The sequence below is a fragment of the Crenobacter cavernae genome (assembly GCF_003355495.1).
Taxonomy (GTDB): domain Bacteria; phylum Pseudomonadota; class Gammaproteobacteria; order Burkholderiales; family Chromobacteriaceae; genus Crenobacter; species Crenobacter cavernae.
This window is the reverse complement of record NZ_CP031337.1, coordinates 844,423-865,764: the sequence shown is the minus strand read 5'-3', so window position 1 is coordinate 865,764 and position 21,342 is coordinate 844,423. Positions and strand designations below refer to the sequence as shown.

Here is a 21,342-nt window from a genome sequence, read left to right as displayed (position 1 = left end):
GGCGTGACGGTTTTGCGCTCAGCGGATAACCACCCGCATGCCGACTCTGACCCAGCGGGCGAAACGATGCAGTTGGGCATTGCTGAGCGCCACGCAGCCGTCGGTCCAGTCGAAGGCGCGATGAATCGCCGGGTCGCCGCGGCCGACGCCGTGGATGCCGATGGCGCCGCCGAGCACGGTGTCCTGCGGCGGAAGGCGGCGGGCCAGCCACGCCTCGACGATGGCGTCGAAGCTATCCGGGTCGAGCCGGCCCGCGTCGGCCGCCTGCCCGGCGTGGTCGGGGGTCGGGTAGTCGAGCGCGACGAAGGTGCCGAAGCGCCGGGAAGGGCGGATGGCCAGGATGCGGTAGTCGCCGCGCGGGGTGGTGTCGTCGCCACGGTAGTGCAGCGGCGCGATCCCTCCGCGGCCGACGGAGATATTGTCGAAGCGGTCGAGCGTCTTGTTCTCGCCAGAGAGCACGGTCAGCGTGCGGGTTCCGGACTCGACCAGCACCCAGCCCGCTTGGTCCGCCCAAGCCGGGCCATAATATAGGGACAGCCACAACAGCAACGACGCGAGTCGGAGCCTCTTATGCATCAACATCGTCAATCCATCGCCATTGTCGGACGTTCGTACGGGGTCAGGGCCTGTGCGGCCCTCGCCGCCGCGCTGGTCGCTTTCAACGCGCCGGCCGCCACCTTTGCGCTGCCGACCGACGAATCCACCGTCGTCGGGGAGGTGAGGATAGTCAGCCCGACGCCGGACAACTCGCTGCTCGACATCGCCCGGCGCTTCGACGTGGGCTACGAGGAAATCGTGTCCGCCAACCCGGGGGTGTCCGTGTGGCTGGCGGCAGGGCGCGTGGTCGTTCCGACCCAGTTCATCCTGCCGGCCAAGCCCTGGAACGGGATCGTGGTCAATATCCCGCAGCGCCGCTTGTATTACTTCCCGCCGGCGGCCAAGGGGCAGCCGCGGCAGGTGATCACCTACCCTGTCAGTATAGCCCGCGAGGGTTGGTCGACCCCGCTGGGCAGCACCAAGATCACGGCGAAATTCCGCGACCCCGGCTGGTTCGTGCCCAAGAGCATCCGCGCCGAGCACCTGAAAGAGGAGGGCGTCGAGATGCCGGAGTATTTCCCGCCGGGGCCGGACAACCCGATGGGGATGCTCGCGATGCAGACCGGCTATCCCGGCATCTTCATCCACGCGACCAACCGGCCGTGGGGGGTCGGGCTGCGCACCAGCCACGGCTGCATCCACCTGTATCCGGAGGACGCCGCCCAGATCTTCCCGATGCTGCGCACGGGGACGCCGGTGCGCTTCATCGACGAGCCTTTCCTGATCGGCAACGACCGCGGTCGCTGGGTGATGGCGTCGTACGAGCCGGTACGCGAATACCCTGATCAGCGCCCGCTCGCCGAGCGCGCCCAGGCCATCCTGGCGGCGCTCGCGACGATGCCGGCTCAAGCGCTACCCGCCGATGTGGACCAGGGCCGCGTGGCACGGCTGAGCCGTACGCCGCAGCCGGTGCCGGTGGCGCTGTCGGCCAGCCAGCCCGATCTGCCCCGCTGGCTGCAGGCGCTGGCGGTCCAGCCGTACACCTATCCGCCGTATGGCGTGGAGGCCAACAATGCGCAGCTGCCGCCCGAGGCTTCGGCGCCGGCCGGCGAAAGGCCGTGACGGCGGGTGCGTCCGCAAGCAAAAAGCTCGGCCAACCCTTAAAGGTTGGCCGAGCTTTTCCTACGGACCGGCTACGCCGCTACAGCGTCCACTGCGGCATGCCGAGCTTGTCTATCGCCAGCCGCCACGCCTGCTGCAGCTTCTGGAACTTGGCGTTGGCCGGCGCGTCCTTCCGCACCTTCAGCATCAGCTCGTGCGCGCGGCGCATGTGGCTCTCGTGCCAGCCCTGGCGTTGCACCAGCGCCAGCGTCGCGTTCACCAGGTTCAGCGTCACCTGCACGTTGGCGGGCATTTCCTCATGTGCCTTGGCGAAGCGCTCGAGCGCCTCATCGAGCCGCCCGGCCTGCGCCTCCTTCACCGCCGCGTTGTTCAGGTCGATCACCGTCTGCACGCTCGCGGAGATCAGCTCGCGGCCGGCTTCGCCGCGCGACGACTCCTCGAACAGCGCGCCGATCCGCGACAGCAGCGCCTCGTCGTCGTGGTGGTTGCGCACCAGCTCGCGCATCACCGCGTCGCCGGCTTCGAGGTCTTTCTGCGCGTAGCACGCGCGCGCGAATTCCATCTGCGCTTCGGCCGGCAACTCGCCCGCGAGTTTCTGGTAGCGCTCCTTGGCGGCGGCCAACAGCTGTTGCGCCTTCTGCGGCTGGCCGGTCTTGGTCTGGATCTGGCTGTCGACGACATCGGCCATCCATTCGCCGACCTCGTTGTAGCGGAAGTCGCGCCTGAGGTTGGACAGCGTGCGGCTCGCCTGGCTGGGTTCGCCGCGCGACAGCTGCACGTGCGCGAGGTCGGCGTACAGCGTCGGGTGGCGGTGCCAGGTGTATTTGGCGAGCTCGAGCGTCGTCTGGCACGCCGCCTCGGCCACGTCGAGGTCGCCGTTCCTGAGCGCGACGGCGGCGAGCGCCTGCTGGCGGCGGATCACCACCGGCGACAGCCCGGTCGCGGTCTTGAGCACCGCCTGCGCCTCTTCGAGCTGGTGGTTGTTCTGGTGCAGGCGCGCGAGCCAATCGTACGCCTCCATCACGCGGCCGTTCTCGACCAGCACCTCCTCGAACAGCTGGCGGGCCTCGTCGTACGACTTCAGCCCGGTCAGCGACTTGGCGAGCCCGAGCTTGGCCCAGCCGACTTCCTTGATCTTCAGTACCTCTTGATACAGCTGGCCCGCCGTGTGGAAGTCCTCGATCTTCAGCGCGAGCGAGCCCTTGAGCTTCATGAAGTCGATCATGAACTCGTTGCGCTCGGCCAACATGCGGTTGCAGATGTCGATCGCGCCGAGGTAGTCGTGGCGCTGCACCGCGTCGTCGACGACCTTGAACGCCTCGCGGCGGCGCATCGCGCGCTCGAGACGCAGGCGCAGCACCTCGCCGGTGAACGGTTTCAATAGGTAATCGTCGGGCACCAGTTCGGCGGCCGAGATCACGCGCGGCGCGCGGCGCTCGCCGGTGACGATCATGAACACGCACGACTGCTTGATCAGGTTGCGCTCCTTCACCTCTTCGAACAGGTAAAGGCCGTCGTAGCCGTTGCCGAGGTCGTAGTCGCACAGCACGACGTCGAAGTCGTACTTGGACAGCTTGGCGAGCGCGTCGGACGCGCGGCTCGCGTACTCGACCTTGTCGGCGCCGAAGCTCGCCAGCGTCATCGCCAGCGCGCGCTGCATCTCGGGCACGCTGTCGATCACCAGGAACAGCCGGTGCGCGTACGGGTTGCGCCGCGCCTTTTCGGCGGCGGCGTCGCGCTCGGATCGGCCTAGCCGGCCGGCGGCGAGCTGGGCCAGCGGGTTGGGGGGAGGGCTCGATGCGCTCATCGGGTCGTCTTTCAGGCCGGAGTGAGTTTAGCGTAGCGCAGATCGAGCCACTTGATGCCGTGTTCCGCGAAATTGATCTGCAGCCTGACGTCGTCGTCGGCGCCCTCCGCGTCGATCACCACGCCGAGGCCGAACTTGGCGTGCTCGACCGACTGGCCGATCCGGTAGCCGCCGAGCTTGGCCGAGCCCATGCCGCTGCGTGACGGCTTGGACGCGGCCGGTGCCGCCCACGCGGCGCGTTCCGCACGCGGCGCGGCCTTGACCGACAGTGACTTGAGTAAGTCCTCGGGCAGTTCCTCGACGAAGCGCGAGCGCAGCGGGTAGCTCGAGCGGCCGTGCAGCATGCGGCTCTGCGCGCACGACAGGTAGAGTCGCTTGCGCGCGCGGGTGATCGCGACGTACATCAGCCGTCTTTCCTCCTCGAGCCCCTTGCGGTCGGCCGTGCTGTTCTCGTGCGGGAACAGGCCTTCCTCGAGGCCGGAGACGAACACCGCCGAGAATTCCAGACCCTTGGCCGCGTGCACCGTCATCAGCTGCAGCGCGTCCTGGCCGGCCTCGGCCTGGTGCTCGCCCGCTTCGAGTGCGGCGGCGGTCAGGAACTCGATCAGCGCGGCCTGCGGGGCGTCGGGCATAAAGCTCGCGGCGGCGTTGACCAGTTCGTCGAGGTTGGCGAGGCGCTCTTCGCCTTCCTTGCGGTCGGCTTCATACATGGCTCTGAGGCCCGACGCGTCGACGATCAGGCTGACCGTCTCGGCCAGGGTCAATTCGGCGTTCTCGCTCCTGGCACGCAAGGATTCGATCAGCGCGACGAAGTCGGACACCTTGCCGGCGCTGCGCCCGGCGCCGCCGGCGCATGCCGCCTGCCACAGGCTGACGCCCTGCTCGCGGCTGACCGCCAACAGGTTCTCGACGGTGCGCGCGCCGATGCCGCGCGCCGGCACGTTGATCACGCGCAAGACCGCGTTGTCGTCGTCCGGGTTGGCGCTCAGGCGCAGGTAGGCGAGCGCGTGCTTGATCTCCTGGCGCTCGAAGAAGCGCAGGCCGCCGTAGATGCGGTAGGGCAGCTTGGCGTTGACGAGCGCGTGTTCGAGTACCCGCGACTGCGCGTTGCTGCGGTACAGCACCGCCATGCCGGCGAGGTTCCAGCCGTCGCGCTCGAGCGCCTTGACCTCGTCGACGATGAAGCTCGCTTCCTCGCCGTCCGAATACGCCTCGTAGAGGCGGATCGGCTCGCCTTCGCCGGCGTCGGTCCACAGGTTCTTGCCGAGCCGCCCGTCGTTGTTCTCGATCAGCGCGTTCGCCGCGGCGAGGATGTTGCCCGCCGAGCGGTAGTTCTGCTCGAGGCGGATCGGCTCGGCGATCGCGAAGTCGTTCAGCAGCGAGCGCATATTGCCGACCTCGGCGCCGCGGAACGCGTAGATCGACTGGTCGTCGTCGCCGACGGCGAACACCGAGCCCATGTCGCCGGCCAACAGCTTCAGCCACGCGTACTGCAGCCGGTTGGTGTCCTGGAACTCGTCGACGAGGATGTGGGTGAAGCGCGCCTGGTAGTGCGCGCGCAGCGCCTGGTTGGCGATCAGCACCTCATAGCTGCGCAGCAGCAGCTCGGCGAAGTCGACCACGCCCTCGCGCCGGCACTGCGCGTCGTAGGCGGCATACAGCTCGATCAGCTTGCGCGTGTACGGGTCGCCGGCGGCCAGCACGTCGGCGCGCTGGCCGTTCTCCTTGTTGCCGTTGATGAAGCCCTGCACCGCCTTCGGCGGAAAGCGTTCGTCGGACACGTCGAGGCTCTTCATCAGCCGCTTGATCGCCGACATCTGGTCGGCCGAGTCGAGGATCTGGAAGGTGTTCGGCAGGCCGGCGTCGCGGTGGTGCAATCTTAGAAAACGGTTGCACAGGCCGTGGAAGGTGCCGATCCACATCGCGCGGACGTTGACCGGGACCATCGCGGCCAGCCGCGTCTGCATCTCGCGCGCGGCCTTGTTGGTGAAGGTGACGCCGAGGATGCCGGCCGGGTTGGCTTGGCCGGTGGACAGCAGCCACGCGATGCGCGTGGTCAGCACGCGCGTCTTGCCGCTGCCGGCGCCGGCGAGCACCAGCGCGCTCTTGTTCGGCCAGGTGACGGCGGACAGTTGTTCGGTGTTGAGCCCGGCAAGCAGGCTGCCTTGTGCGGCGACGTTGGATTCCATGGCGCGATTCTACACCAGCGGCGGGCCGGCGCTTTGCCGGCGCGGCCGCTCAGCTGCCGGGCGGCCGGGTCCAGTAGGCCTGGTTGGCGGCGAGCGACTGGCCGAACTGATCGTCGGTCAGCGCCGGGTGGACTTCGAAGTGCAGGAGGTCGCTCCACTCCATCGTCCAGGTCGACAGCGCCTGCAGGTCGTCCGTTTCGGCCAGCGCGAAGCCGGCGAGCGGGCCGACGGCGTGCCAGCGTCCCAGCAGGGTGATGCCGGCCGGCGGCTTGCCGCCGGTCTCGACGAAGCGTTTGATGGCGGTATCCCGGTGCTCGGGGTAGGCGGTCCAGCTGACGATGAACAACATCTTGCACCTCCAACGCGTAGCGGCACGGCTCTACGGCGCCCGTGCGCGGCGCGTGCCTTGCCGCGGCGGGTGGGCTAGACGAGGAAGAAGGGACAAACCCGTGCGGGGTGCTCAGATCAGCATAGCCGGGTGCACGCGCGGCGGCGGGCTCGGCCAACGTTGGGAGCCATGGCCGAGCCTTCAGTGCAGGTGGCCGAAGTGGCGACGGGGGGGCGCCGTAGGCTCTCGATCACGTCCAGAGGACAAGACACGGGACGCGCCCGGCCTTGTGTAGGCAAAGGTTGGCCGAGCTCGGCCAACCCTGGTCTCAGATGCGCTGGTCCATGCCCAGCGCCGGCATGTCCTCGTCCGGGCGGCCGACCTCGCGCGCCGGCACGCCGACGACGGTGGTGTGCGGCGGCACGTCTTCGAGCACCACGCTGCCGGCGCCGATCTTGGCGCCGTCGCCGACCTCGATGTTGCCGAGGATGCTGGCGTTGGCGCCGATCAGCACGCCGTTGCCGATCTTCGGATGGCGGTCGCCGTGCACCTTGCCGGTGCCGCCGAGCGTCACGCCCTGCAGCAGCGACACGTTGTCGCCGATCACCGCGGTCTCGCCGACGACGACGCCGGTGCCGTGGTCGAGCATGATGCCCTCGCCGATCGCCGCCGCCGGGTGGATGTCGGCGCCCATCACTTCGGAGATGCGGTTCTGCAGGAAGTAGGCCAGCGTCTTGCGGCCCTTTTTCCACAGCCAGTGGGTGATGCGCTGGCTCTGGATTGCGTGAAAGCCCTTGAAGTAGAGCAGCGGCATCGAGTACGCGTCGCACGCCGGGTCGCGGTCGTAGCAGGCACGGATGTCGGCGCGCATCGCGCGCGCGATCGAGCCATCGTCGGCCAGTGCTTCGCAGAACAGCTCCATCAGCGCGCGCGCGTCCATGATCGGGCTGGCGAGCTTGCTCGACAGATGGAAGGCGAGCACGTCCTCGAGCGTGCCGTGGCGCAGCACGGTCATGTGCAGGAAGCTGGCGAGCAAGGGTTCGTCGCGCGCGGCGTCTGCGGCCTCGGCGCGGATCGCCTCCCACAAGGGGTCGGGGGCGGGGACGGTCATCGGTGTACTCCGGGATCTCATGTTTTTTCTATTATTGCGCGCGCAGACTATGACATGGATATGTCTGCGCCGCGCCGAAAGACGACGCCCCCGACTCGGCGGGGGCGCTTCGCCAGCAAGGTCGGACTAGCCTTACGACAGCACCACGTCGAACTGTTCCTGCGTGTACGTCGCCTCGACCGACAGCGAGATCGGCTTGCCGATGAAGTCGATCAGCATCGCGAGGCTCTGCGATTCCTCGTCGAGGAACATGTCGATCACCGGTTGCGCGGCGAGGATGCGGAAACTCTTCGCGTCGAACTTGCGCGCCTCGCGGACGATCTCGCGCTGCACCTCGTAACACACGGTCTGCGCGGTCTTGATCTCGCCGCGGCCCTGGCAGGTCGGACACGGCTCGCACAGGATGTGCGCGAGGCTCTCGCGCGTGCGCTTACGCGTGATCTCGACGAGGCCGAGGCTGGTGAAACCGTTCAGCGTGACGCGCGTCCTGTCGCGCGCCAGCGTCTTGGCCAGTTCCGACAGCACCTGGTTGCGGTGCTCCTCGTTATCCATGTCGATGAAGTCGACGATGATGATGCCGCCCATATTGCGCAGCCGCAGCTGGCGCGCGATCGCGTACGTCGCCTCGAGGTTGGTCTTGAAGATCGTCTCGTCGAAGTTGCGGTTGCCGACGAAGCCGCCGGTGTTGACGTCGATCGTCGTCATCGCCTCGGTCTGGTCGAGGATCAGGTAGCCGCCGTATTTCAGGTTCACGCGGCGCGCGAGCGACTTGTCGATCTCGGCCTCGATGCCGTGCAGCTCGAACAGCGGGCGCTCGCCGCTGTAGCGCTCGATCTTCTCGATCGCCTGGTTCACGTACAGCTCGGCGAATTCGACCATCTTGCCGTAGTTCTCGGTCGAGTCGACGATCACGCGCTCGGTCGACTCGCTGACCATGTCGCGCAGCACGCGCAAGGCGAGCGACAGGTCCTGGTACAGCAGGCTCTGCGCCGGCTCGTGCACCGATTTGTGGCGGATGTCGGCCCACAGCTTCGACAGGTACTCGATGTCGGCCAACAGTTCGGCGTCGGTCGCCGTCTCGGCGCTGGTGCGGATGATGTAGCCGCGCGGGCTGTCGGGCGGCAGCAGTTTTTCGAGTCGCGCCTTCAGGCCGAGGCGGTCGGATTCGTTCTCGATCTTCTGCGAGATGCCGATGTGCTCTTCCTGCGGCAGGTGCACGAGGAAGCGGCCGGCGAGCGAGATCTGCGTGCTGAGCCTGGCGCCCTTGGTGCCGATCGGGTCCTTGATCACCTGCACCAGCACCGTTTGCCCCTCGAACAGCATGCGCTCGATGCGCTGCGGTTCGGTCGGGTGCTGGCGCTGTTCGAGCACGTCGGCGATGTGCAGGAAGGCGGCGCGCTCGAGTCCGATCTCGATGAACGCCGACTGCATGCCCGGCAGCACCCTTTTGACCTGGCCGAGATAAATGTTGCCGACGATGCCGCGGCTGGCGGCGCGCTCGACGTGCAATTCCTGGACGACGCTGTCTTCCACCACCGCCACTCGCGTTTCCTGCGGCGTGATATTGACCAGGATCTGTTCCTTAGGGCGCGGGATGTCGCGCGGCAGGGCAATCGGTTGGTGCAGCATGGCGTTGTCTCTTTGTTGGAACGGGTTTTGATCTGGCGTGCGCGCACGCCAGCGCGAAGCCCGCTCTAGGGGAAGCGGTAGCCGAAACCGCTCAGAAGCTGGGCGGTTTCATAGACCGGCAGGCCGACGACGCCGGTGTAGCTGCCGGCGATGCGTTCGACGAAGACCGCGGCGCGGCCCTGGATGCCGTAGGCGCCGGCCTTGTCGAACGGTTCGCCCGATTCCAGGTAACGGTCGATCTCGGCGGCGGACAGGGTTTTGAACCATACCTCGGTGTCCGACACCGCGGTGCGTACCGTGTCGCCGTCGCACACCGCGACCGCGGTGATCACGCGGTGGCTGCGGCCGGAGAACGCTTCGAGCATGCGGCGCGCGTCGGCCGCGTTTTCGGGCTTGCCGAAGAGTTCGTCGTCCTGCGTCACCGTCGTGTCGGCGGCGAGCAAGGGGGCGGCCGGCAGGCCCTGGGCGATGCGGGCCGCTTCGCCGGCGGCGGCCTTCTCGATCGCCAGGCGCAGCGCGTAGTCGCGGGCGGTTTCGCCTTCGCGCGGAGTTTCGTCGATGTCGGCCGGGACGCGTTTGAGTTCAAGGCCCAGTTGTTCGAGCAGTTCCCGGCGGCGCGGGCTGCCGGAGGCGAGGTAGAGCAGGGAGGGGACGGACATCGGGTGGACCACGGGTAAGGCAAATCTGCACCACAGGTTACCAGAGCCGGGGGCGGCGCGTCAGCCGTGCTTCGATGACAGCTCATGACATTGACACGGCTTGCGCGGGCTCGCGCGCCGAATGCGACAGTATTGCCAATGGCATGCAGAAAATGGTTGTCAAACCCGCCAGATATTATTCCAATTGCAAGAATTGCTTTTAAATAATATTCCGGAGTCGTCACATGTCCTGGCTCGCTCGTCTGTCGGTCCGCACCAAGCTGACCTGGCTGTTCCTGCTGCTCAACCTCGCGACCGTATCGGCGTACACCGCCTACACCTATGCAGAGAGCGAGCGCCACGCGGTCGAGCTGATCGACACCCGGCTGAACGCCGCCGCGCGCGCGGTGCCGTCCTTGCTCGGCCAACCCTTCCTCGCCCGTGCGTACACGCCGGGCAGCGTGAGCAACGACCAGATGCTGGCCAACGCGCGCAGGCTCGACGCGTACGCGAAGCCCTTCGGCGTCGTGTATCTGTATCTGCTCGGCCAACAGGGCGGTCAGATCGTGTACCTGGCCGACGGCGCCGGCGAGGCCGAGCTGAAGTCGGGCGAATTCGGCCACCACCTGCAGCCGTACAAGGGCAGCGCCGGGCTGAAGACGGCGTTCGACTCGGGCAAGATCACCTACGACGAATATGCAGACCAGTTCGGTACCTTCCGCTCGGTGTTCATCCCTGCCGAGCTCAATGGTCGGCGCGTGGTGATGGCGGCCGACGTGCCGCTGGCCGACGTCGCCGCCGCGCGCGAACGGGCGTTGAGAGAGACGCTGCTGATCGGCGTGCTGACCCTGCTCGTCGGCGGCGTGATCGCGTGGGCGCTGGCGCGGCTCTTGGCCGGTTCGATCACCCGCATCGCCGACCATATCGAGCGCACCGCCGAGAGCCAGGACCTGACGCGTCGCCTCGAAGTGAAGGGCGACGACGAGGTCGGCCGCATCGCCGGGCGCTTCAACCGCCTCGCCGACGCGTTCCGAAAGATTCTCACCGACGCCGCCGACAACGCGCGCAACACCTTTCACACCGCCGAAAACGTGCAGGAAAGCGCCGCCAGGCTGCGCGAGAGCGCCGCGGCGAGCCGCGAGCGGCTGACCGAGCTGTCGGGACGCGCCGGCCATATCGTCGAGCTGGCCGGTGCGTCGAGCGCGACCGTCGCCGCGCTCGAAGGCCGCATCGACGGCGTGTCCGGGCAGATCGAGCGCTCGCGCGCCAGCGTCGGCGACATGGCCGGCTCGCTGTCCGGCCACGTCGCCGCCAACCAGGAGCTCGCGCACCGTTTCGACGCGCTGTCGCAGGATGTGCAGTCGATCACGCGCATCCTGTCGCGCATCGCCGGCATCTCCGAACAGACCAACCTGTTGGCGCTGAACGCGGCGATCGAGGCGGCGCGCGCCGGCGAGGCCGGCCGCGGCTTCGCCGTCGTCGCCGACGAGGTGCGCAAACTCGCCGGCCAGACGCAGAACACGCTGTCCGAGACCAACGCCTACGTAGAGAACCTGCTGGCGACCATCGCCGACACCGCCGGCCGCATCGAATCGCAGGCCGAGGAGGCCGGCACGCTGTCGTCGGCGTCGGGCGAGGTGCTCGGCGCGCTCGAAGCGACCACCGGCCTGATGCAGACCTTGCGCGGCGCCTTCGCCGACGCGGTCGCGCAAAGCCATGCGATCGAGGGCGACATCGACGCGATGCGCGTCGGCCTGGCCGTGCTCGAAGGCCAGACCGCAGACAATGTCGAGGAGACGGTCGCGCTGAGCCACGAGGCGAAGAGCCTGGAGAGCGCGGCGCAGAGCCTGAACGGCGCGCTGGCGCGCTTCACGATCTGACGAAAAAGCTCGGCCAACGTTGGCCGAATGGTCCGCATAAAAATAGGAGGAGTTCGTCTTGGCAAACCGTATTCTTATCGTGCCGGGCATCGGCAACTCGGGCCCGGAACACTGGCAGAGCCTGTGGGAGAAAACGAACCCGGCGTTCACACGCGTCGCGCAGCGCGACTGGGAGCGCCCGGTGCGCGCCGAATGGGTGGCGGCGCTCGATGCGGCCGTCGCGGCGTCGGGTCCGAACACCCTGCTCGTCGCGCACAGCCTCGGCTGCCTCGCCGTCGCGCATTGGGCGGCGACGACGCGCCGTACGATCCGTGGCGCGCTGCTCGTCGCGGTGCCCGACCCCAACGGCCCGGCCTTCCCGGCCGAGGCGGCGGGTTTCACGCAGTTGCCGCGACAGCGCCTCGGCTTCGACTCCATCGTCGTCGCGAGCGAGGACGATCCCTACGGCAGCGCGGACTTCGCGGCCGGCGTCGCCGGCGACTGGGGCAGCCGCTTCGTCAAGATCGGCGCGCGCGGCCATCTCAACGCCGCGAGCGGGCTCGGCGTTTGGCCGGAAGGGCTGGTGCGGCTCTCGACGCTGAAGGGTTACGCCGCAGCGTAAGCTTGGCCGAGCTCGGCCAACGTCGGGAAACAAAAAAGCCGGTCGTGAAGACCGGCTTTTTTCATGATGCGGCGGGTGTGAATCAGGCCAGCTTGCCGTGGCAGGCCTTGTACTTCTGGCCGCTGCCGCACGGGCAAGGGTCGTTGCGGCCGATGCGGATACCCTGCGCGGCGAGCACCGCCGGCGCGTACGGGTTGTTGCCTCCCTCGGCGGCCTCGGCGTAGCCGGCCAGCGCCGGTTCCGGTTCGGCGTGCGACATCTGCATCTCGGAAGGCGCGTGCGGCTCGACCGCCTCGACGTCGTCCTGGCCGCGCACCTGCACCGTCATCAGCACGCCGACCACGCTCTTCTTCACGCGCTCGAGCATGTCGGCGAACAGTTCGAACGCCTCGCGCTTGTACTCCTGCTTCGGGTTCTTCTGCGCGTAGCCGCGCAGGTGGATGCCCTGGCGCAGGTGGTCCATCGCCGCGAGGTGTTCGCGCCAGTGGTTGTCGAGCATCTGCAGCACCAGCGCGCGTTCGAACTGCGCGAGCACGCCCGGGCCGGCTTCCTCGACCTTGCCGCGGTAGGCGGTCTCGGCCAACTTGAGCACGCGCTGCTTGACGTCGGGGATGTCGAGCGTCGGCTCGGCCTTCAGCCATTCGCCGACCGGCGCGTAGATCAGGTACTCGGCTTCGAGCGTTTTCTCCAGGCCGGCGAGGTCCCACTGCTCTTCCATCGATTCGGGCGGCAGGTGCGCGTCGACCAGATCCGAGAACACGCCTTCGCGCATGTTCGCGGTCACGTCGGACACGTCTTCCGATTCGAGCAATTCATTGCGCTGCGCGTAGATCACCCTGCGCTGGTCGTTGGCGACGTCGTCGTATTCGAGCAGCTGTTTACGGATGTCGAAGTTGCGGCCCTCGACCTTGCGCTGCGCGTTCTCGATCGAACGGCTGACCCAAGGGTGCTCGATCGCTTCGCCTTCGGGCATCTTCAGCCGTTCCATGATCGCGGCGACGCGGTCGGACGCGAAGATGCGCAGCAGCGGGTCTTCGAGGCTCAGATAGAAGCGGCTCGAACCCGGGTCGCCCTGACGGCCGGAACGGCCGCGCAGCTGGTTGTCGATGCGGCGCGATTCGTGGCGTTCGGTGCCGACGATGTGCAGGCCGCCGGCGGCGAGCACCGCTTCGTGGCGGCCCTTCCATTCGGCGCGGATGCCTTCGATCCTGGCAGCTTTCTCGGCGTCGGCGAGCGCGAGGTCTTCGGCGACCGCCTTGATCTCGGGCTCGGGGTTGCCGCCGAGCACGATGTCGGTGCCGCGACCTGCCATGTTGGTCGCGACGGTGATCACGCCGGGGCGGCCGGCCTGCACGATGATGTGGGCTTCGCGCGCGTGTTCCTTGGCGTTCAGCACGTTGTGCTTCAGGCCGGCTTCCTTCAGGAGCTGCGACACCAGTTCGGAGTTCTCGATGCTGGTCGTGCCGACCAGGGCCGGCTGGCCGCGCGCCGAGCAGTCCTTGAGATCGGTGATGATCGCGCCGTACTTCTCTTGCGCGGTGCGGTAGACCTTGTCGTGCGTGTCCTCGCGGATCATCGGGCGGTTGGTCGGGATCACCACCGTTTCGAGGCCGTAGATCTGCTGGAATTCGTACGCCTCGGTGTCGGCGGTGCCGGTCATGCCCGACAGCTTGCCGTACAGGCGGAAGTAGTTCTGGAAGGTGATCGACGCGAGCGTCTGGTTCTCGCGGTTGACGTCGACGCCTTCCTTCGCCTCGACGGCCTGGTGCAGGCCTTCGCTCCAGCGGCGGCCGGGCATCAGGCGGCCGGTGAATTCGTCGACGATGATGACTTCGCCGTCCTGCACCACGTAGTGCTGGTCGAGGTGGTACAGCGCGTGCGCGCGCAGCGCGGCCAGCAGGTGGTGCATCAGCGTGATATTGGTCGCCGAATACAGGCTGTCGCCGTCGGCCAACAGGCCCATGTCGGCGAGGATCTGTTCGGCGCGCTCGTGGCCGGCTTCGGACAGCATCAGGCTGTTGGCCTTCTCGTCGACCCAGTAGTCGCCTTCGCCTTCCTCTTCCTGCTGGCGGGTCAACAGCGCCGGCACCGCGTTCATGCGGCGGTACATCTCGACGTTGTCTTCGGCCGGGCCGGAAATGATCAGCGGCGTGCGCGCCTCGTCGATCAGGATCGAGTCGACCTCGTCGACGACGGCGAAGGCGAGCCTCTTCTGCACCTTCTCGTCCTGCGAGAACACCATATTGTCGCGCAGGTAGTCGAAGCCGAATTCGTTGTTGGTGCCGTAGGTGATGTCCGACGCGTACGCGGCCTGCTTGGCGTCGTGCGGCATCTGCGACAGGTTCACGCCGACCGACAGGCCCAAGAAGTTGTACAGCTTGCCCAGGATGCCGGCGTCGCGGCTGGCGAGGTAGTCGTTCACCGTCACCACGTGCACGCCGCTGCCGGAGAGCGCATTCAGGTAGGCCGGCAGCGTCGCGACCAGCGTCTTGCCCTCGCCGGTGCGCATCTCGGCGATCTTGCCGTCGTTGAGCACCATGCCGCCGATCAGCTGCACGTCGAAGTGGCGCATGCCCAGAACCCGGCGGCTCGCCTCGCGGCAGACCGCGAAGGCCTCCGGCAGCAGCGCCTCGAGCGTTTCGCCCTTGGCGAGACGCGCCTTGAATTCGTCGGTCTTGCCGGCGAGCGCCGCGTCGGTGAGCGCCTGCATGCCGTCTTCGAGCGCGTTGATGCGGGCGACTTGGTCTCGGTATTGCTTGATCAGCCGATCGTTGCGGCTACCGAAGACTTTCTTGAGGAGCGTCGAAATCATCCGGAGGATTCCAGGGCAAAAGGGCAAAAAATGCGGTTGAGTGTAGCACATCGCGAATCTCCCCATGGTTGGGGCGGACATGCCTTCGTTCAAGGGCGTTAGAATGAGAACCCCTGCCCGAAGGTGCACATGATGAGTAACAAAACCTTAGGCGCGCTGATCCACGCCGACCGCAAGCTGTCCGAGCTCGCCGGCCAGGCGCAGCAGCTGATGCGGCTCGACGCCGCGTGGCGACGCCTCTTGCCCGACGCGCTCGCCGAGGCGAGCCAGGCGGTGTGCATCAACGGCGACGCGCTAGTGGTGTTCGCCGCCAACTCGGCGGTCGCCAGCCGCCTGCGCTTCATGGAAGCGACGCTGCTGCCGAGGTTGACCGAGGCCGGTTACCCGGCTCGCGTGTTGCGCATCCGTGTCGCCGCGCCGCTGGCGCCGCGCCAACGCGAGAACCGGCTGAAGATCGGCGAAACGGGCCTCGCCGCCTTGTCGGCGGCGGCCGAGACGCTGCCCGACGACGGCCTGCGCCGCGCGCTCGCGAAATTTGTTCGTCATCAAAAAGCCCGCGAATCATAGTCTTTTCCCATGGCGTAAGGCCATGGTCTGCTCCGTCTTGTTGCCCCGTCTGACTTCATCAATAATGACTCCGCCCTAAGCTTTATGGGTTATTAGGGCAGAAAATAACAAGCACAACATATTCTAATAATGGAGGACGGTCAGATCATGGGAGTTTCACAGCGGCTGAAAATCGGCACACGGCTGGCGCTCGCCTTCGGCGTGCTGCTGGCGTTCATGGTGGTCATCGCCGGCGGTGCGTGGCGAGGGCTGGCGTCGGTCGACCAGACCGTCTATTCGATTACCAAGGTCAGCAGCCCGAACATGCGCCGCGTCGCGCAGATGCAGACGGCGTCGCTGATTTCCTTCCGCTCGGCCGGCGACTACAACTTCGCGCCCAACGAGGCCGAGAAGGCGAAGTTGCGCGAGCTGATCGGCGTCAACCAGAAGGTCGTCCAGGACAATCTTGCCGAGCTCAAGACGGTGATCGGCGGGGCCGAGGGCAGCGATAAGGAGCGCGCCAAGTTGGCCGAGCTCGAGCAGCATCTGCAGGCTTTCGGCGCGCAGCAGGCGGCGATCATCGAGGCGAACGCGCGTGGCGACGTCGACAAGGCGCGCGCCGACGTCAGCTTCGTGCTGTCGCCGACCAACTACAAGGTGCTCGGCGCGCTGCGCGAACTGATGGAGATCGAGTTCGCGATCAACGATGAGCTGTCGGCGCAGGCCAACGCGGCGATGAGCCAGGCGAACACGCTGAACCTCGTCGTTTCGGCGCTGGCGGTGTTGATTGGCGGCCTGCTCGCGTGGCTGATCACCCGCTCCATCGTCGCTCCGCTGACGCGCGCGGTGTCGGTGGCCGACGCGGTCGCCGACGGCCGTCTGGACGTCGCGATCGAGGTCGACCGCGCCGACGAAGTCGGCCAGCTGCAGGCCTCGCTCAGGCGCATGGTCGACAGCCTGACGAGCACGGTTCGCACCGTGCGCGAGGGCGTCGGCGAATCGCGCTCGATGGTCGAATCGCTCGCCGGCGCGAGCGAGGAGGTGCACGACGCCAGCCGTCACCAGTCCGAAGCGGCGAGCGCGTCGGCCGCCGCGGTCGAGGAGCTGACCGTCAGCATCTCTACCGTCGCCGACTCGGCCGACGAGCTGCGCGGCCGTTCCTCGGCCAACCTCGAGATGAGCCGCAACGGCTCGAGGAGCGTCGCCCAGCTGGAGACCGAGATGCACCAGATGCAGCAGGTGATCCAGAACCTCGCGTCGTCGGTGCAGGACTTCGTCAGCAGCACGCAGGCGATCACCAACATGACGCGCGAGGTGCGCGACATCGCCGACCAGACCAACCTGTTGGCGCTGAACGCGGCGATCGAGGCGGCACGCGCCGGCGAACAGGGCCGCGGCTTCGCGGTCGTCGCCGACGAGGTGCGCAAGTTGGCCGAGAAGTCGGCGACGTCGGCGTCCGAGATCGACAGCGTCAACCGCCAGCTCGGCGACAAGTCGGCCGCGCTCGACGCGGTCGTGCGTCAGGGCCTGTCGTCGCTCGAAGCCAGCCGGGGCTGTGTCGGCCAGGTGGCCGAACTGTTCCGCACCAGCGACGTGAGCGTCGAGCGCTCGAACGCCGACGTCGACGGCATCGCCGCATCGGTGGTCGAGCAGAAGGCGGCCAGCATCGAGATCGCCAGGAATATGGAGCAGATGGCGCAGATGAGCGAGGAGACGTCGGCGGCGATGCAGACCATCAGCGCCAATTCGCGGCGCATCGCCGAAGTGTCGGCCCGACTCGAGGAGAGCGTGCGCTTCTTCAGGCTGCGCTGACGCCGAGTGCGTCGCCGTGACGAGCCGAGCGGGGCCGCGATCAGCGGCCCCGCTTATTTTTTAGGCAGTCATCCCCCTTTTTTGGTAAATTGTCCGTCCCGCGCCGGCTCCTGCCGGCGCCCGCATGTTAGGGAGCCTATGGACGAAGTCCTCAAAGCCATGTGCCTGCCCGACGCGGCCCCCGCGCCGCTGCTGGCGCGGCTGATCGCCGCGCTGCGCCCCGACGACGCCGACGACGTCGAGCAGGCCACCAAGAACGTTCGCGCGCTGACCTTTCTTCTGAACCGCGAACCCGATTACCGCGCGGCGCTGCGTAGCGCGCTGCTGAACCTGATGGGCGGCACGCGCCAGGTCGCCCTCTACACCGACGTCGGCACGCTGTCGAACGAAGGTTTCTACCCGGCGTTCAAGCGCCGTGTCGGCGAGCGGCTGTTGCCGCCGGCCAAGAACCCGGAATACCTGAAGGACGTGTTCGGCGAACTGTTCGCCGACCGCAAGGATCACCGCTGGGTCGCCGCCCTGCCGCGCGACGTGTGGTCCGACCTGTGGCGCGCGCTCGCCTGGGGCGAGGAAGACGGCCGCGTCGCCGACCATACTCGCCTGCAGCTGCTCGAAGCGGTGCAGGTGCTGACCGCGCGCATCAGCGCGATCGGGCTCGAACCCGAACTGGTGCGCGTGGTGCCCGAGATCGAGCGCTTCGAGTCGCCGTTCCTGCACCTGGGCGCCGAGACGCTGCGCTACTCGGAATCGTACCGCGAGGCGCTGATGGAGTCGGCCGAACCGGCCGAGGATGAGAAGCAGCTTCTGGTGCTGCTCGACCAGTGCGAGGACATCCTCGCGCGCGCCAAGAAGAACGCCGCGCGCTACGGCATCTCGGTCGGCCTCACCTACCATGTGCTGCGGCTCAAACAGCACATCGACCGCATGCGCATGCTGCTCGACCTGTTGAACTGGCGCCATGATCCGGCCGAGGATGCGACGCTGTTCCTGCTGTTGGCCGAGCTGGTGCGCGCCGATAACCGCAAGTACAGCGTGCGCGACCTGTTCACTGAGAACACCGAGCTGATCGCGCTGCAGGTGACCGAGCACGCCGGTCGCCACGGCGAGCACTACATCGCCGAGACGCGCACCGAGTGGTCCGGCATGGCGCGCGCCGCCGCCGGCGCCGGGCTGATCGTCGGCTTCATGGCCTTGATCAAGCTCTTGCTCGGCAAGGCTCACCTGCCGCTGATCTGGGAGGCGTTGGCCTTCGGCCTCAACTATTCGCTCGGCTTCATGCTGGTGCACGTGCTGCACTTCACCATCGCGACCAAGCAGCCGGCGATGACCGCCGCGCGCATCGCCGCGGCGATCCACGACAAGGCCGGCGGCCGAGCGTGGGTCGACGAGTTGACCGAGCTCGTCGTCAAGGTGTTGCGCACCCAGTTCGTCGCCATCCTCGGCAACGTGCTGCTGGCGATCCCGACCGCGTGGGCGATCGCCGAGGCGTGGCGTTACATCACCGGCGCGCCGGTGATCGACGCGGCGAAGGCGCGGCACCTGCTGGCCGACCTCAACCCGGTGGCGAGCCTCGCGCTCTTTCACGCGGCGATCGCCGGCGTCTACCTGTTCCTCGCCGGCCTGATCGCCGGCTACTACGACAACCTGGCGATCTACCGGCGCATCCCCGAGCGCATCGCCGCCTTGCCGTGGCTGAACCGCGTGCTCGGCGAGCGCCGCACGCTGAGGCTCTCGCGCTATATCGAGGACAACCTCGGCGGGCTGGCCGGCAACTTCTACTTCGGGATGTTCCTCGGCGTGACCGGCACCATCGGTTTCCTGCTCGGCCTGCCGCTCGACATCCGCCACATCACCTTCTCGTCGGCCTACCTGTCGTTCGCGTCGGTGACGCTCGACTACCAGCTGTCGATGTCGGTGCTGCTGTGGTCGGTCGCCGGCATCGCGCTGGTCGGCATGACCAACCTGCTGGTCAGCTTCAGCCTGGCGCTGTGGGTCGCGCTGCGTTCGCGCAAACTGCGCGCGCGCGAGGCGCTGCCGCTGGTTCCGGCGGTGATCAGGCGCTTCTTCAGGAGTCCGCTGAGCTTCATCCTGCCGCCGCCGAAGGCCGTGCCCGGCGCGGCAGCGGAGCAGGACCCGGCGTAAGAACCGCCGTCGCCGCAGACAGCCCGCCCGATGGCGGGCTGTTTCTTTGTACGCGCGCAGTATCGGCGGCGCAGGCTTGTTTGAGGCCGGCGAAATCCGGCAGGAATGCACGCGGTGCCGGTCCATCTTGTCAGGGCTATTTTTTTCTGGCGGCGATTGTCTTCCGCTATCCAACCCTTAAAGAAAATCAAATACCGCTTGGCCTTTTCCCTGCCTAGGCTACGGTTAAGAGCCGCTGACAGCGTCGTGTGGGCAGATCGCGCGCGGCGGGTGGTCGAGCTGTCGTCGCGGACTGTCATTCTGCTTGCGGCGGGTGGTGGCCGAGCGGCCGCCCTGTGCAACCGAACCCGATGAGGTGAGAGTCATGAGTCTGAAAGGCAGCAAGACCGAACAGAACCTGAAGGACGCCTTCGCCGGCGAATCGCAGGCCAACCGGCGTTATCTTTACTTCGCGACCAAGGCCGACGTCGAAGGCTATAACGACGTCTCCGCGCTGTTCCGTTCCACCGCCGAAGGCGAGACCGGCCACGGCTTCGGCCATCTGGAATACCTCGAACAATGCAGCGACCCGGCCACCGGCCTGCCGTTCGGCCGCACCGTCGACAACCTGAAGAGCGCCATCGCCGGCGAGACCCACGAGTACACCGATATGTACCCCGGCATGGCCAAGGTGGCCCGCGACGAAGGCTTCGACGAAGTCGCGGACTGGTTCGAAACGCTCGCCAAGGCCGAGCGCTCGCACGCCAACCGCTACACCAAGGCGTTGAACGAGCTGCAAGTCCTTTGAGCTAACACCGCCCGGCCTCTGCCGGGCGCTTTCCGATTCCCGACACGCGTTCAGGAGGGTATTGCGATGGCCAGCGACAAGCGCGAAGGCAGCCTCGACGCCCCGACCCGTCACCCGCTAGGCCAGGACGACCCGGCGTTCTACGACGAGACCGCCGTGCTCGCCGAGATGGAGCGCGTGTTCGACATCTGTCACGGCTGCCGGCGCTGCGTCAACCTGTGCTTCGCCTTCCCGACGCTGTTCGACCTCGTCGACGCGTCGAGCACGATGGAGGTCGACGGCGTCGACAAGGCCGACTTCGGCAAGGTGGTCGACCACTGCTACCTGTGCGACCTCTGCTACATGACCAAATGCCCGTACGTGCCGCCGCACCCGTGGAACGTCGACTTCCCGCACCTGATGCTGCGCGCGAAGGCGGTCAAGTACAAAGAGGGCAAGGTCAAGCTGCGCGACAGGATACTGACGAGCACCGATGCGGTCGGCAATATCGCCGGCATCCCGGTGGTCGCCGGCATCGTCAACGCCGCCAACAAGGCGAAGCCGGCGAGGAAACTGCTGGAAGCGGTGCTCGAGGTGCACGCCGACGCCAAGCTGCCGGTCTTCCACAGCAAGACGCTCAGGAAGCGGATGAAGCACCACGCGACGCTGGCGTCGGCCGAACCGACCCATACGACGCGCGGCCGCGTCGCGCTGTTCGCCACCTGTTATATGAACCGCAACGAGCCGGGGCCGGGCGAAGACCTGTTCGCGGTGTTCGAGCACAACGGCATCCCGGTGATCCTGGCCGGCAAGGAACGCTGCTGCGGCATGCCGCGGCTGGAACTGGGCGACCTCGAATCGGTGCGCCAGGCCAAGGAGCACAACGTGCCGATGTTGGCCGAGCTCGTCGACAAGGGCTGGGACCTGACCGCGCTGCTCCCGTCCTGCGTGCTGATGTTCAAGAACGAGCTGCCGGCTATGTTTCCCGACGATGAACAGGTGAGAAAAGTCGCCGACGCTTTCTACGATCCGTTCGAGTACCTGATGCTGCGCCACAGGGCGGGCAAACTCAAAACCGACTTCCAGTCTTCGCTCGGCAGGGTCGCCTACCACGCCGCCTGTCACCAGCGCGTGCAGAACATCGGCCACAAGACCTTCGACCTGTTGTCGATGGTGCCCGGCACCGAGGTCGAGCTGATCGAGCGCTGTTCCGGCCACGACGGCACCTATGCGGTGAAGAAGGAGTTCCACCCGTTCGCGATGAAGATCGTCAAACCGGTGGCCGAACGCGTGAAACGCTACGAGGCCGACCACTACGGCAGCGACTGCGCGATGGCCGGCCACCACATCGAGCACGCCGTCGCCGACGGCCGTGTCGCCGAGCACCCGATCACGCTGTTGCGCCGCGCCTACGGGCTGTGA

The 21,342-nt window shown here is 67.1% G+C and carries 16 protein-coding genes; 8 read left to right on the top strand and 8 right to left on the bottom strand.

The annotated features are described in order from the left end of the window. Positions 1-18 precede the first annotated feature (18 nt). Positions 19-576, bottom strand: a complete 558-nt coding sequence (locus tag DWG20_RS04250; RefSeq protein ID WP_115434723.1) for a L,D-transpeptidase family protein — start codon at positions 574-576, stop codon at positions 19-21. Between DWG20_RS04250 and DWG20_RS04245 the strand changes: the two genes are divergently transcribed. Continuing rightward, entirely contained in the window at positions 571-1,659 is a 1,089-nt protein-coding gene (locus DWG20_RS04245; protein WP_115432636.1) for a L,D-transpeptidase family protein, read from the top strand. The two genes, DWG20_RS04250 and DWG20_RS04245, sit on opposite strands and share 6 nt — an antisense overlap. A gap of 79 nt (positions 1,660-1,738) precedes the next feature. Here DWG20_RS04245 and DWG20_RS04240 read toward each other — a convergent pair whose 3' ends face one another. The 6 genes from DWG20_RS04240 to DWG20_RS04215 all read right to left on the bottom strand — a co-directional run bounded on the left by DWG20_RS04240 (position 1,739) and on the right by DWG20_RS04215 (position 9,382). Then, positions 1,739-3,466 (bottom strand): response regulator, encoded by a 1,728-nt coding sequence (locus DWG20_RS04240; RefSeq protein ID WP_115432635.1) that lies wholly within the window; start codon positions 3,464-3,466, stop codon positions 1,739-1,741. Between the two features lie 11 nt (positions 3,467-3,477). Continuing rightward, complete coding sequence (locus tag DWG20_RS04235) at positions 3,478-5,655, bottom strand: UvrD-helicase domain-containing protein (protein ID WP_115432634.1); 2,178 nt, start codon at positions 5,653-5,655, stop codon at positions 3,478-3,480. A gap of 49 nt (positions 5,656-5,704) precedes the next feature. Beyond that, complete coding sequence (locus tag DWG20_RS04230) at positions 5,705-6,004, bottom strand: DUF3303 domain-containing protein (RefSeq protein ID WP_115432633.1); 300 nt, start codon at positions 6,002-6,004, stop codon at positions 5,705-5,707. 307 nt (positions 6,005-6,311) lie between these two features. Then, a complete protein-coding gene (cysE, locus tag DWG20_RS04225; RefSeq protein WP_115432632.1) occupies positions 6,312-7,094 on the bottom strand; it encodes a serine O-acetyltransferase in 783 nt (260 codons plus the stop codon). Between the two features lie 132 nt (positions 7,095-7,226). Beyond that, on the bottom strand, positions 7,227-8,723 hold the full coding sequence (gene rng / locus DWG20_RS04220; RefSeq protein ID WP_115432631.1) for a ribonuclease G: 1,497 nt from the start codon (positions 8,721-8,723) through the stop codon (positions 7,227-7,229). 65 nt (positions 8,724-8,788) lie between these two features. Beyond that, positions 8,789-9,382 carry a Maf family protein gene (locus DWG20_RS04215; RefSeq protein ID WP_115432630.1) on the bottom strand — a complete coding sequence of 198 codons (594 nt, stop codon included), beginning with the start codon at positions 9,380-9,382 and terminating at the stop codon, positions 8,789-8,791. A gap of 224 nt (positions 9,383-9,606) precedes the next feature. Between DWG20_RS04215 and DWG20_RS04210 the strand changes: the two genes are divergently transcribed. Together DWG20_RS04210 and DWG20_RS04205 are read left to right on the top strand one after the other, a co-directional pair. After that, positions 9,607-11,241, top strand: a complete 1,635-nt coding sequence (locus tag DWG20_RS04210; protein ID WP_115432629.1) for a methyl-accepting chemotaxis protein — start codon at positions 9,607-9,609, stop codon at positions 11,239-11,241. A gap of 58 nt (positions 11,242-11,299) precedes the next feature. After that, complete coding sequence (locus DWG20_RS04205; RefSeq protein ID WP_115432628.1) at positions 11,300-11,842, top strand: RBBP9/YdeN family alpha/beta hydrolase; 543 nt, start codon at positions 11,300-11,302, stop codon at positions 11,840-11,842. An 82-nt stretch (positions 11,843-11,924) separates the two neighbouring features. Here DWG20_RS04205 and secA read toward each other — a convergent pair whose 3' ends face one another. Beyond that, positions 11,925-14,654 (bottom strand): preprotein translocase subunit SecA, encoded by a 2,730-nt coding sequence (gene secA, locus DWG20_RS04200; protein ID WP_115432627.1) that lies wholly within the window; start codon positions 14,652-14,654, stop codon positions 11,925-11,927. A gap of 129 nt (positions 14,655-14,783) precedes the next feature. On the opposite strand from secA, the gene DWG20_RS04195 reads away from it, so the two are divergent. The 5 genes from DWG20_RS04195 (at position 14,784) to DWG20_RS04175 (ending at position 21,342) form a co-directional block, all read left to right on the top strand. Beyond that, the gene (locus DWG20_RS04195; RefSeq protein WP_115432626.1) at positions 14,784-15,221 is read left to right on the top strand and encodes a DciA family protein; all 438 of its coding nucleotides are present in this window, start codon (positions 14,784-14,786) and stop codon (positions 15,219-15,221) included. A 147-nt stretch (positions 15,222-15,368) separates the two neighbouring features. Then, entirely contained in the window at positions 15,369-17,012 is a 1,644-nt protein-coding gene (locus DWG20_RS04190; protein WP_181880970.1) for a methyl-accepting chemotaxis protein, read from the top strand. 138 nt (positions 17,013-17,150) lie between these two features. Further along, positions 17,151-19,154 (top strand): site-specific recombinase, encoded by a 2,004-nt coding sequence (locus DWG20_RS04185; RefSeq protein ID WP_115432624.1) that lies wholly within the window; start codon positions 17,151-17,153, stop codon positions 19,152-19,154. 364 nt (positions 19,155-19,518) lie between these two features. Next, positions 19,519-19,941 (top strand): rubrerythrin family protein, encoded by a 423-nt coding sequence (locus tag DWG20_RS04180; RefSeq protein ID WP_115432623.1) that lies wholly within the window; start codon positions 19,519-19,521, stop codon positions 19,939-19,941. 66 nt (positions 19,942-20,007) lie between these two features. Next, the gene (locus tag DWG20_RS04175; RefSeq protein WP_115432622.1) at positions 20,008-21,342 is read left to right on the top strand and encodes a heterodisulfide reductase-related iron-sulfur binding cluster; all 1,335 of its coding nucleotides are present in this window, start codon (positions 20,008-20,010) and stop codon (positions 21,340-21,342) included.